The organism is Butyrivibrio sp. WCE2006, assembly GCF_000701985.1.
GTDB lineage: Bacteria > Bacillota > Clostridia > Lachnospirales > Lachnospiraceae > Butyrivibrio.
Window position 1 is genome coordinate 49,126 of record NZ_JNKH01000002.1, and the last position, 13,265, is coordinate 62,390.

General features: G+C 40.2%; 11 protein-coding genes. 10 read left to right on the forward strand and 1 reads right to left on the reverse strand.

Annotated features, from left to right (window positions below):
- Positions 1-22 precede the first annotated feature (22 nt).
- The 5 genes from T501_RS02160 (at position 23) to T501_RS02180 (ending at position 6,253) form a co-directional block, all read left to right on the forward strand.
- Entirely contained in the window at positions 23-832 is an 810-nt protein-coding gene (locus T501_RS02160) for a DUF4422 domain-containing protein (protein ID WP_026509844.1), read from the forward strand.
- Positions 833-859: 27 nt separating this feature from the next.
- Positions 860-3,631 (forward strand): sulfatase-like hydrolase/transferase, encoded by a 2,772-nt coding sequence (locus T501_RS19790; protein WP_050008069.1) that lies wholly within the window; start codon positions 860-862, stop codon positions 3,629-3,631.
- Positions 3,632-4,561: a LicD family protein gene (locus tag T501_RS02170; RefSeq protein ID WP_050008070.1), complete on the forward strand. Its 930-nt coding sequence runs from the start codon at positions 3,632-3,634 to the stop codon at positions 4,559-4,561. It begins immediately after the preceding gene.
- A 130-nt stretch (positions 4,562-4,691) separates the two neighbouring features.
- Positions 4,692-5,417 (forward strand): IspD/TarI family cytidylyltransferase, encoded by a 726-nt coding sequence (locus tag T501_RS02175; protein WP_026509846.1) that lies wholly within the window; start codon positions 4,692-4,694, stop codon positions 5,415-5,417.
- Positions 5,414-6,253 (forward strand): LicD family protein, encoded by an 840-nt coding sequence (locus T501_RS02180; RefSeq protein ID WP_026509847.1) that lies wholly within the window; start codon positions 5,414-5,416, stop codon positions 6,251-6,253. Before T501_RS02175 ends, T501_RS02180 begins: the two co-directional genes overlap by 4 nt.
- Here the strand turns inward: T501_RS02180 and T501_RS19795 are convergent.
- Positions 6,250-7,194 (reverse strand): glycosyltransferase family 2 protein, encoded by a 945-nt coding sequence (locus T501_RS19795; protein WP_196814180.1) that lies wholly within the window; start codon positions 7,192-7,194, stop codon positions 6,250-6,252. The genes T501_RS02180 and T501_RS19795 overlap by 4 nt on opposite strands.
- Positions 7,195-7,361: 167 nt before the next feature.
- Here T501_RS19795 and T501_RS02190 point away from each other — a divergent pair, with 167 nt between their 5' ends.
- From T501_RS02190 to T501_RS02210, 5 genes are all read left to right on the forward strand, one after another.
- Positions 7,362-9,077 (forward strand): glycosyltransferase, encoded by a 1,716-nt coding sequence (locus T501_RS02190; RefSeq protein ID WP_044913024.1) that lies wholly within the window; start codon positions 7,362-7,364, stop codon positions 9,075-9,077.
- Positions 9,078-9,143: 66 nt separating this feature from the next.
- Complete coding sequence (locus tag T501_RS02195; protein WP_026509849.1) at positions 9,144-9,947, forward strand: ABC transporter permease; 804 nt, start codon at positions 9,144-9,146, stop codon at positions 9,945-9,947.
- Positions 9,948-10,063: 116 nt separating this feature from the next.
- Positions 10,064-11,005, forward strand: coding sequence for an ABC transporter ATP-binding protein (locus T501_RS02200; protein WP_081675194.1), 942 nt, complete (start codon positions 10,064-10,066; stop codon positions 11,003-11,005).
- 1 nt (position 11,006) lies between these two features.
- Positions 11,007-12,092: a glycosyltransferase family 2 protein gene (locus T501_RS02205; protein WP_044913026.1), complete on the forward strand. Its 1,086-nt coding sequence runs from the start codon at positions 11,007-11,009 to the stop codon at positions 12,090-12,092.
- A 100-nt stretch (positions 12,093-12,192) separates the two neighbouring features.
- Entirely contained in the window at positions 12,193-13,236 is a 1,044-nt protein-coding gene (locus T501_RS02210; RefSeq protein ID WP_044913028.1) for an NAD-dependent epimerase/dehydratase family protein, read from the forward strand.
- The last annotated feature ends 29 nt before the right edge of the window (positions 13,237-13,265 follow it).

The following is a 13,265-nucleotide window of genomic DNA, read 5'->3' on the forward strand; positions in this document are numbered from 1 at the left end:
TGTATGAAGAAGGAAACGGCAGATGCCCGATATAAAGATCATTATAGCAACAACAAAAAAATATAGAATGCCAAGTGATCCGGTGTATATGCCTTTACAGGTGGGAGCAGGTCAGAAGAAGGCAGCTTCTACACCTTATGAAAAGGACAATACTGGGGATAATATTTCGCTTAAAAACAGCAGTTACTGTGAGCTTACAGGTTTGTACTGGGCCTGGAAAAACCTTAAAGCAGATTATATTGGACTTGTTCATTACAGAAGATATTTTGCTTCACCCGAGACCAGGGGAGAGGATGATCCCTTTAACAGGATCATGGGCGGTGAAGAGATTAAGCGTCTTTTGGCTAAAAATTGTATTATAGTACCTAAAAAGAGAAAGTATTATATAGAGACTCTTCAATCGCATTATGCGCACACTCATTATGTGGAACAGCTTGATGAGACCGGTAAGGTCATAAAGGACCTTTATCCTGATTACATGGAATCATTTGAGAGAGTGATGACTCAGACTTCAGGACATATGTTTAACATGTTTATAATGCGCAGGGATGTACTTGATAAGTATTGTGAGTGGCTGTTCAGTATTCTCGCGGAGGTTGAGAACAGATATCCCGAGAAGAATTTGAGCGCTTATCAGGGGCGTTACATTGGAAGAATAGCAGAGCTCATATTTAATGTGTGGCTTGATTATCAGGTTACAACAGGAGCGATTCCCAGATACCAGATTCAGGAGCTGCCATGTGTACATATAGAGACGATTAATTGGTTAAAAAAGGGAGGAGCATTCCTTGCAGCCAAGCTCTTCCATAAAAAATATGATCATAGTTTTTGATCATAAGGAATTAGTGGGAATTGTAAAGTGGAAAGAAAATCAGGAAAAAGTGCTGTTGTCGGCATTGTTTATTTATTATTTATATTATTTGTTTCAGCTATTAGTTTTAAGCACATAACTGATTTTACAGGAAAAAGATATATTATCATAAGTGCTTTTCTGTTTGTGTTTGCGGCTTCTTCACCCTTTTTGCCGGGTAAAGTGAAGCGGGAGGCACCGAAAGCACTTTATATAGCAGGACTCATTCTTTATCCGCTCCTGTGCTTCTATTTTACTGAAGCTGCACTGGAGACAGGATTTGATTTCCCAGGGAATGGATTAAAAATTATTCTGGGCAATTATGGACTGTATGCACTTATCGTATGGTTCATTTTCGCGTTAACCCTATCTTACGGCATTTCGTTTTTTATTAGCGGACTGCTCTTTATTTCTTTTGGACTCGCAAATTATTTCACGGTTTTATACAGACAGGTTCCTATTCTAGCCGGTGATGTGGCAACAGCAGGAACGGCGATGAATGTGGCAGGACATTACAGCTATGAAATGGGAATGCGTCAGTTCATGGCAATACAGTTCCTTTTGGCAACGCTGGCTTTTGCTCTGTTTTTCAGAGTGAAAAGGGAAAAGAAGCCCGGCCTGTTAAAAAGGGTTTCAGTTGCAGCCATAGCGGTAGTAGTATTTTTATTTGCTGCAAGAACAATAGCTTTTAGTGATTTTTTGGAAAATCAGGGTATATCAGTTCATGTATGGATACCTATTAAAACCTACAGACAAAAGGGCGGACTTCTGACTTTTGCCAGAAGCATCAGGAATATGGTAGTTGATAAGCCTGAAGAATATGATCCGAAAGAGATAGAAGAGCTTATGGAGACATATAACTCTGATTCCATATCTGATGATAAAGTAAGACCCAATGTGATCGCTATTATGAACGAGGCATTTTCTGATCTTCAGGATGTGGGGGATTTAAATACCAACATACCGGTTATGCCTTTTTATGACAGTCTTACGGAAAATACCATAAAGGGATGGAGCTATGTGTCGGTATTTGGTGGCCAGACAGCCAGCAGCGAGTACGAGTTTTTATCCAATGATTCCATGGCGTTTTTACCTGCGGGAACAACACCGTATCAGCTTTATATCAAGGATTTTATGCCCACCCTTACAGGGAATCTTCTCCTTGATAATTATTGCAGGGCGATAGCATTGCATCCTTACAAACCGAATGGATACAATCGTAATAACGTATATCCTGCTCTGGGCTTCGATCAGTTTATTTCGGCTTCGGATTTCCCTGAGGATGTGGAGACTATGTCTGAGCACATCACTGATAATGCGGATTATGACAGAATCATAGAGGAATATGAAAAGTCAAGGAAAGACAGTGATGAACCATTTTATATATTTAACGTGACCATGCAGAACCACGGACCTTTTTCAAATGATATGGAAAATGTGCCTGATGAAGTGAAAGTAACAGATGAAGAGCTGAACATGGAGGGTGTTCAGGATTATCTTAATCTTATACACGAGAGTGATAAGGCTTTGGAGAAGCTTGTTAAGTACTTTGAAAAAGTTGATGAGCCGACGGTTATAGTTTTCTTTGGGGATCATGAACCCGGAGTGGGAAACAGTTTTTATAATAAGCTGGTTGGCGGAAATAAGAATAACCTTGAGGGAGAGGAGCTTTTGAATCTGTATCACACGAAGTTCCTTATATGGGCAAATTATGACATACCCGAGGCGGATTATTCCGGAAAAAACGGAATAAGCGTCAATTACCTTCAATCACTTATGCTGGATGCGGCAGGAATGAAGATGAGTGGATACAATAAATATCTTCTTGATGTGATGAAGGAGGTTCCTATAGTTACTTCCAATGGGTATATTGGGGCTGACGGGAATTTCTATAACACAGATGACAGTACTTCGCCATATTATGAACGTATGGAGCAATACAGAAGACTTGTATACAACCATCTGTTTGATAAAAAGACAAGGGTGGATGATTTTTATGAGTTTTCATTGAGTAATCCGCAGGAAACAGCCCAAATAAGAAATGACCTTGTGGCGGAAAAGCATATAGTTCATGCAGGAGGATATATCGAATCGGCAGGCGGTGAGCAGATAAATTACACCAGCAGCGTGGAAGCGCTGAATAACTGCTATTCCAAGGGTAACAAATTCTGCGAGCTGGATTTTTTGATGACAACGGATAAAAAGCTCGTATGCGCCCATGCATGGAAGCAGCTCTATAAAGATGGTGAGCCCCTGGAAGAGGCGGTATCACTGGAGGATGCACTTTCCTGCAGGATGGAGGACGAATTTACACCCCTCTGGCTTGGAAGTCTTGTGGATTTCTTGAGAAGCCACGATGACTTATATATCGTAACAGATATAAAACAGGACTATAACGCAGAGGGCGCGAAGATGATCGCGGAGTATTGCCCTGACCTTAAGGACAGATTTATAATTCAGGTTTACCATGAGGAAGAAGCAACGGTCATGGAGGAGCTTGGATTTAACAATATTATTTTTACGCTCTATAGAACAGAGGAAGAGGAGCGGACAGCGGCTGCCATTCTGGACGCTGCATCAAAGCATGACTTTGTTGCCTTTACTGCCAAAAAAGCTTTTATAAATGAGGAGTTTGTAGCTGATATCAAGGCTACTGGAATTCCGCTGTTTACACATACTGTAAATAGTGCCGATGAGATGAAGGAATTTATCAAGCTCGGAGTAGATGGTTTTTACAGTGATGTGGTGGATTTTGATAAAATAAAAGAGGAACTTGAATAAATGGGTAATAAAAAAGCTATAGGAGCCGGTGACAGGAGACACTTTTTTAAGACCGGCTTCAGGGGAGCACCGGGGACCTTTGAACTAAGTGATGAGCAGCTTAAGGAGTTGCAGAAGACTCTTCTGGAGATGCTTAAGGATTTCATAAAGGTCTTTGAAGAGGAAAAAATATTCTATACCCTGAGCGGTGGTTCCGTGCTGGGAGCCATAAGACATAAGGGCTTTATACCCTGGGATGATGACATTGATTTAAACATGCCCAGGAAGGATTTTGAACATTTAAAAGAAGTTTTCCACAAAAGGCTTGGGGATAAGTATGTCCTTTGCGGACCAGAATGTGGACGAGGCTATGGAATGTCCCATGTTCAGATCAAGAAAAAGAGAACTACCTATAAGGCTTTCAATGAACTTACAATGAAGGACACAGGTATTTTCATAGATATATTTATCCTGGAAAACACCTATGACAATCCGGTAAAAAGAAAGATACACGGTATGCTCTGTCTTGCTCTTGGATATATTCTGACCTGCAGGAAAACAGCGGAGGACTGGGAGGCATTAAAGCCATATCTCTCGGTCAATGAGGTATTAAGAGAGGCCTTTGAAAAGAAGATGAAATTTGGAAAACTCTTTAAATGGCTGAGCCTCGATAAAGTTGCCAAATGTGTTATTTATTGGTATTCTTACTGTGGTTTGGAGGATTCCAGGCTGGTCTGCATACCCAGCGGACGAAAGCATTATTTTGGTGAAATGTACAAAAGAGAAGATATGTGCCAATCAAAGAATGCAGTTTTTGAAGGGTTAGATGTAAGGATTCCCAAGGGAACAAAGACCTATATGGAGATTCTTTACGGACCGGACTATATGCAGATTCCCAAGGAAGAGGACCGAGAGATTCACTCGGCGGTAGCTTTGTATTTTGATAAATAACCGTAAGTTTTGTGAAAAATTATGTTTACGAGGAGGAACCATCATGACGAAGTCATGATTCGGAATGGTTCCGACCGATAGGGCAGGATTACGAAGTAATCGTGCCAATACACAAAGAGGAGGAGACCTAATGGCTAACATAGCAATCATAATTGCAGGTGGATCAGGACATCGTATGCAGCAGGATATTCCTAAACAGTTTATCAATGTGTATGATAAGCCTGTACTGATGTACACTCTGGAGGGATTTCAAAAGCATCCTCAGATTGATGCGATAGAGCTTGTATGTATCGACGGCTGGCAGGATATGGTTTGGGCTTATGCCAAGCAGTTCAATATTACGAAATTAAAATGGATAGTTCCCGGCGGAGAGAGCGGACAGGAATCCATTAGAAATGGTGTGTTCAATCTTGAAGGTAAGGCTGAGGATGATGATATAATAATCATTCACGATGGAATAAGACCTCTTGTGGATGAGATGGTTCTTTCCGATGTAATCGTAGTATGTAAAAAGCATGGAAATGCTGTGACATCCCTTCCTTATAATGAACAGATCTTTGTTGTAAATGATGAGGAAGAGGGCACGACAAAAAAATATATTCCAAGAGAGACCTTAAGAAGAGTTTCAACACCGCAGGCTTATAAATTCGGTAAGCTCGACTGGGCATATCATGAGGCTTTTGAAAAAGGCATCGGAATTAAGGGCAGTGCTTATACCAATACTATGATGGTTGATCTGGGAGAGAAACTATACTTTGCAGCAGGTTCTGATAAGAATATCAAGCTTACTACAAAGGACGACCTTGAGATGTTCAAGGCATATCTTAAATCTGATAAGGATAACTGGTTAAAGTGAGAGAATCGGATGTTAAGGGGAAACGACTTTCCCTACAGGAAATAAAAGATACTCAGCTGAATATTCTTCTTGAATTTGAGAAGATTTGTGATGAGAACGGACTTACTTTTTACCTCTGCGGAGGAAGCCTTCTGGGGGCAGTAAGACACAAGGGCTTTATACCCTGGGATGATGACATAGACATCTGCATGGCAAGACCGGAATATGACAGGCTCTGCAGGCTTGTAAAAAATGATGAACTCAAGTCTCCCGACTGGCTAAAGATAGTCTGCTATGACAACGGCACGTCCAGATTCCCTTTTATAAAGGTTCTTGATAAGCGAACAGTGGTGTTTAATGACTACTTCAGAGAAGAGGAATACGACAATCTGTGGATTGATCTTCTTCCGGTGGATGGACTTCCGGATAAAGAGGAAGAAGTTGCAGATCTGTATAGGAGGGTTACTACCTATAGAAAATATGTACAGATGAAGCACATAAGACCTTTTGAAGGTAAGAGCTTATCCAAAAAGCTGGTAAAGCCTCTTCTTTTTCTTATAGCAAATATTGTAAATACTGACAGGTATAATGATAAGCTAATAAGCGAGAGCTGCGCCTATCCCTATGAAAAAGCGAAAAATGTTGGAATTGTAACTGAAGGCCTGTACGGCGTAAGGGAAGCTATTCCGAGAGAAGCTTATGAGAAGTGGATAGAAGTGGAATTTGAAGGGCATATGTTTAAAGCATGCTCATACTGGAACGAATATCTCCACAACCTGTTTGGAGATTACATGCAGCTTCCTCCTGAGGACAAGAGGAAGACACATGATATGAAAGCCTACAGGCTTTATGATTAAATAAGTTTTTTAAAGACTGACCATTTGCTCTTTTCCCCATAGGAATCGAAGTAGCTTCTTCGACTATCGGAAAAGAGCTCATTTATTGCCTGTTTGTGGGCGGGGCTAACGGTTTTCTTGTCATTAAAAATCTTGTACCATCCAAAGACATTGCGAAGCTCGTGTTCAAGAATTTCAAAGCGAACCTTGTCGTTGACATTATTGTCATTGCACATATTTTCACAGATTTTGAAGGACTCAAGATCACAATCGAAGTGTGTGGCGCGTTTTCCCACGAGAGAGTCACCGATGTTTTTTCTGTGGAAGACAAAGGTGCGTCTGGTGATCATAACCCTTTTGGCGATGATGCAGACATTTACATAAAAGGAGCGGTCGTTTGCACAGAAAAGATCGTTGAATCGGATATTGTTCTCCAAGAGAAATTCACGTCTGTAAATGCCATTCCATGGAACAACATTGATACAGTACAGATCTTCAGGTCTGTTATGAAAATCAAGTACAGTATTGTAAAGCTCCTTCTTAAATCTGGGGAATCGATACTGCTTTTTTATGGGAAAACCTGTTTTTTCATTGATGGCAACGCAACGGGTTTTCAGCATATCCAGATAATTCTTTTTGGCTTTTTTATACATGTAGGCGTAAGAACCCGGAGCTACAAAGTCATCGGAATCCATAAAGTGGACATACTCGCCCTTTGCGATTTCAAGACCTCTGTTTCTTGAAGGGCCTGCATACATGTTTTTTTCATTCCTAAGGACAGTGACGTTGGAATATTTTTCTGCGTATTCCTTAAGAATCTCCGGAGTGGAATCTGTAGAACAGTCATCCACGCAAATAACCTCAAGAGGAAAATGCTGTTTGAGAATACTGCCCAGACATTTTCTGATATATTTCTGGGCGTTATAAACCGGAATAATAACTGAAATTTTTGGTTCGTTCATTTTTGCCTCGTTAAAATAGTAATTCTGATTTTTTCTGCAAAGGCAGGTAAAATCAATGATTCCCACACAATTTATCCTTGTTATTGTTTGGGAAATCATAGTATATTGTACCAAATGGGCAAAGTATTATCTATGCCTGTATTGATAATTATCAAAGGATTATTTTAATGTTCAATAAGATAAAAAAAGGATTTTTGTTTATAGGAAACTCTGCGGCAAGAGGTGCTGACAGGTTCAGAATCAGGGAGCATTTCAAGGGCATACAGGATTTTTCCGGTATGTCTGTTTCTGTTGTCTATCTTCCTAATGATAATCCGGGGGTAAGGAAGAGATTCGAAGAATCAATAAAAAAATCCAAAACAAATATAAAATACGAAATAGTTGAAAATGCAGCTGATGCCAGGGGTGAGTACCTTGTTTTTGTGAACAATGTGGATGAAGTACATGATGGCTGGCTTGATTTTCTTGCAGAAGCCTTTGTAAGAAATGACAATGTCGGAATCGTCGGTGGTTCAACCTATTACTCAATGAAGATGAGAAAAGGAAAAGCATTGAAGATCAGATTTAAGGGAGTAAAGTACCTTCCCTATTCCACTGCAAACCGCGGGACTTTGTGTAAGCTTCTCGATGCCGATGTGAAGACAGAGGAGGAAAATTTTGGTATAGCCGGGACGGATATTCCTTCCATCAATATCATTATGATCAAGGCTGATTATTATAAAAAGATAGGCGGTCTTTGCAGTTTATATGTGAATAATTCCTGGGACTTTGCACTGGCGGATCTGTGTCTTATGTCCAAGGCATATGGTAAAGATAATTATCTGGCGGATTACTGCCTGGTTTCTGTTTTCAGAGATAAAGAAATAAGGAAAGCAAATAATTACGGAAGGCCAATACTGCCTGGCAGATGGCGGAGCGGTGGAAATCAGGGAACAAGGCCAAAGCCTGACAACAACGAGATTGACATCTGTGCATCCATGCCCGGAAATGACGATGGGAAATTCTGGGGAGACTATCATTTTGCATATGCCTTAAAGGGTGCGTTGGAAAAACTGGGATATAAGGTAAATGTGCTTCCAATCGACGACTGGTACAAGGAGAGTACTGCAAGGACAGTTATTGTACTTCGCGGTAAGCACGGATATTACAGGAAAGCTTTAAGCGACGGACAAAGACTTGTTTACTGGACAATCTCACATCCTGCAGATATCAGGGAGACAGAACTGATGCAGGCTGATTACATATTCTATGCATCGGATATTATGAAAAAGAAGTTTGGCGAAAAAGTTGCGGTTCCTTCTGAAATTCTGATGCAGTGCACTGACCCTTCCGTAATGTCATACAGCAAGGATAAGGTTATACCTGAAAACAACTATGCACCTGAGCTCCTTTTTGTGGGTAACAGCAGAGGAGTCTTCAGGAAAATACTTAGGGATGTACTTCCGACGGATCATGACCTGCATGTTTATGGAAGACATTGGGACAAATTTCCTGAGGTTCAGAGCCATGTGATAGCAAATTATATACCTAATGACAAGGTTTCTGCAGTTTATCACGATGCCAGAATTCTCTTAAATGATCACTGGGATGATATGAGAGAATACGGAATCATTTCCAACAGAATCTTTGATGCCATGTGTGCAGGCGCTTTTGTGATAAGTGATGATGTTCCGGGACTTAATGAGACATTCGGTTCAAGCCTTGTGACCTATAAGGACAGGAAAGATTTAAGTGACAAAATAGATTACTACCTTACCCATGAATATGAGAGAGATAGAATTGCCAGAGCAGGGAAAAAGATGGTTTTGGAAAATCATACTTTTGATAGCAGGGCAAAGAGAATATCTGAGGTGATAGAGGCTGATAAACAGGCCAGGTTGTAAAACGGGTAAATAATTGCTATTATAGATGTTTGGTGTAGTAATTAAATTTTGAAGAGTAAGAGAGATATGAGAATCAGTAATAAGATAAAAAAAGGAATAAGAAAGGCAAAATCTTACAAATTCCTGTTTGAGGAACTTGTACAGAGAGATTTTAATCAGAAATATAAGCGAACCATACTTGGTATGGGATGGAGTATTTTATCCCCGCTTCTTCATCTTCTTGTAATGAAGATAGTGTTCACACAGTTTTTTGGAAGAGGTAAGAATTCGCTTTATTATACGACCTACCTTTTTTCGGGAAATATAATGATGTCCTTCTATAAGGAAGCTACGAAGAACGGAATGAGCTCACTGTTTAAGGAACGGAGGATTCTTCAGAAGATAAATGTTCCGAAATATCTGTTCCTGTTGTCAAAGAACGTGTCGGCTTTTGTTAATTTCATGCTGACGCTGGTGGTATTTTTCATATTCTGTTTCTTTGACAAGATAAAGTTCGGACCGCATATGCTTATGATCCTGTATCCGATATCTACATTGCTTATCATGAATATCGGAATAGGAATGATTTTATCAGCGCTTTATGTCTTTTTCAGAGACATTCAGTATCTGTATGACGTATTTTTGACACTTTTGGGATATTTGTCAGCTATATTCTATCATGTAGAGGATTTCAATAATGTTATGATCCAGAGGGCATTTTTGCTGAATCCCGTTTATGTCATGATAAAGTATGTCAGAGTTGTTGTAATGGAGTGCACCATACCTTCAATAGAGTATCATGTGCTTTGCGCTTTTTATGCACTGTTTTATCTGGCAATAGGCTTGTGGATTTATAAGAGATACAACCACGAGTTTGTTTACTACCTGTAATATGATGGCGTCAGTGTTGGATTTATATAAAGAGAGCACTTGGTGGGGCTTACGGGCTTTATGGAGAATGTTAAGACCGTAATAGTTATAATACAGGCAAAGATTTAGGAGTACACATGTCAGTAATAGAATGTAATGATGTTAGTATCCGTTATATCACCGGAGACTTAAAGGCAATTGGATTAAAGGAATTCGTGGTAAGAAAGCTCAGTGGTAACTATCATGTGGAGGAATTCTGGGCAGACAGACACATAAATTTCAAGCTTGAAAAGGGAGAAATGCTTGGTATCATCGGTTCTAACGGAGCGGGTAAGAGTACAATACTTAAAGCTATTTCCCAGATACTTCTTCCCGTTGAGGGAACTATCAAGGTTAATGGAACAATAGCAGCGCTGCTTGAGCTTACCAGTGGCTTTGATGAAGATATGACAGTTAAGGAAAATGCGTACCTGCGTGGTGCCATGCTTGGTTATACAAGGCAGTTTATGGATGAGAGATACCGTGAGATAATCCAGTTTGCCGAGCTTGAGAAGTTTGAGGATTATCAGTTTAAACAGTTATCAAGCGGAATGCGAAGCAGACTGGCCTTTTCCATCGCATGTCTTGTGGATCCGGATGTACTGATTCTGGATGAGGTTTTATCTGTTGGTGACGGAGCTTTCAGAGAAAAGAGCGGAAATAAGATGAGAGAGATACTTAAAAAAGGTATCACTGCAATTCTTGTATCACACTCCATATCTCAGGTCAGAGAGCTATGCGATAAGATACTGTGGCTTGATCATGGTAAACAGATTGCGTTTGGCAGCGATGTAGAGAAGCTTTGTGACGCTTATGAGGAATTCCTTCAGACGATGAAGATTCCGCAGTCACAGGCCGACATAGATAAGCTTGCAGCAGACTTTAAGATCCGCAAGGAGAAAGAAGTCAAGGAACAGACCTCAGAGCTTAGAAAGATGATGGGGACAGTTCCGGAGGATGAAGCATATAGAGCAGCTATTGGTTTTCTTAAAGAGAAATTCCCCGAAACACTCAGGGATATTGATAAGTTGAGAGATTAGTATGGAAAAGAAAGTTACGGTTGTAGTTCCTTCGTACAATACAGAGAATCAGATAGAAAAATGTCTTGATACCATTTGCTCACAGACGCTTAAGGATATCGAGATAATAGTTGTTGATGATGGCTCGTCGGACAGAACTGCTGATATAGCTGATGAGTATGCCAAAAAGGATGACAGGATTCAGGTTGTAAGAAATGAGCACCAGAATGCGGGAGTAGCGAGAAACACCGGCCTTGATAAAGCAACAGGTGAGTATATCGTATTTTGGGACTCAGATGACTTTTTTGCTGTAAATGCTCTTGATAAGCTTTATACGAAGTGCAAAGCAGAGAATGCGGATATCTGTATTTGCGATGCTTATCATGTGGATGATAAGAGCGGAAAAAGGACTCCCGGGAATAAGAATAATTATCAGTATCTTATAAACGGTGATACCTATAACAGGAAAACCAACCCTGACTACATCCTCAATATAACTACGAATGTACCGTGGAATAAAATGTTCCGCACAGGGTTTATTAAAAGTACGGGGATTCGCTTTCAAAGCATCGAGAGAGCAAACGATGCTTTTTTTACTATGTCAGCAATGGTTCTGGCAGAGAAAGTCACAATAATAAGAGATTCCCTTGTCTATTGGAGATTCAATCAGAAGATAAGCACCACCAGCGACAAAACAAGATCTCCCATGTGTGTGTTCAGGGCATTTGAGGAGACAAAGAGATTTCTTGAGGAAAAGGGCGTATACGAAGAGGTTAAGAGAAGCTTTTTGAACAGAGCGGTAGACAGTTATCTGTACAGTCTAAAATGCCAGAAGAGTCTTAGTACTATAGACAGCTTCAGAGAATCCTTTGATTATATTAAAAATGAAGCTTTTGGAAAGCTTGGCTGGGATGAAATAAGAACTGATGATATTTATAAGCACAATAAATATCTGACTCTTAAGCATGTTACTGAAGGAAGCTATGAAGAATATATGTTATTCATGGAGAGCGAGCTTCAGAACAAGTACAATAAGACAGTCAATTCAAAGGCATATAAGATTGGTAAAAAGCTGCTCTGGCTTCCCAAAAAGCTTTTTAGACGCTGATTACTGTTAGTGCATGTCTTTTGGCGCATAAGATACCAATATCTGACAGAGCTATGTCAGATATAAACTATCGTTATTAGAGGAGGAGGGATAAAACGGTATGAATTTACTTGAAAATTCATTATATAAAGAGGACATAGAGTACATTCTCGGAAAGGAACTCCCCTGGGAAAAGATTAAGGGGAAAAGCTTCCTCATATCAGGAGCTACCGGCCTTATAGGGAGCTGCCTTATTGATGCCCTTACATGTTTTGAGGAAAGAGAAAAATCAGGAATAAAAATATATGCTATCGGAAGAAGCAAAGAGAAAATAGCTAACAGATTTAATCCTGATATTGTAACTGCGATTGAGCAGGATGTTAATAAACCTTTCATGGATGAGATTAAAAGTGTTAAAGCAGATTATGTGCTGCATCTTGCAAGTAATACTCATCCTATGCAGTATTCGACAGATCCGATAGGAACTATAATGACCAATCTTATCGGACTAAATAATATGCTTGAGATAAGCACCGATGCAGAGAGATTCATGTTTGCGTCCTCTGTTGAGATATATGGTGAGAACAGAGGAGATGTGGATCGTTTCGACGAATCTTACCTTGGATACATAGATTGTAATACCGTAAGGGCCGGATACCCGGAGGGAAAAAGAGCAGGTGAGTCGCTTTGCCAGTCCTACATCAAGCAGAAGGGGATGGATATCGTTATTCCGAGACTTTCAAGAACCTACGGACCGACCATGCTTTGGTCTGATACCAAGGCTATATCGCAGTTTATTAAGAAGGGCGTTGATGGTGAGGATATAGTTCTTAAGTCAGAGGGAACGCAGTTATTCTCATACAGCTATGTGGCTGATGCGGTTACAGGTCTTCTTTACGTACTTCTTCTTGGTGAAAATGGTGGAGCCTATAACATCGCAGATGAAGCCTCTGATATAGCATTAAAGGACCTTGCGGCAATCATAGCTGATTATGCAGGTAAAAAGGTTATCTTTGAGCTTCCTGATGCTACTGAGGCAGCAGGATATTCCAAAGCAACCAAGGCAATACTTGATTCTGCAAAGCTAAAAGCTCTCGGATGGAGCGCAGGCTATGACATGAAGAAGGGACTTGAGCGCACAATAGACATTTTGAAGGCTAACTAAAAGCGAGGGGCGTATCCTGTAAAGCAGGA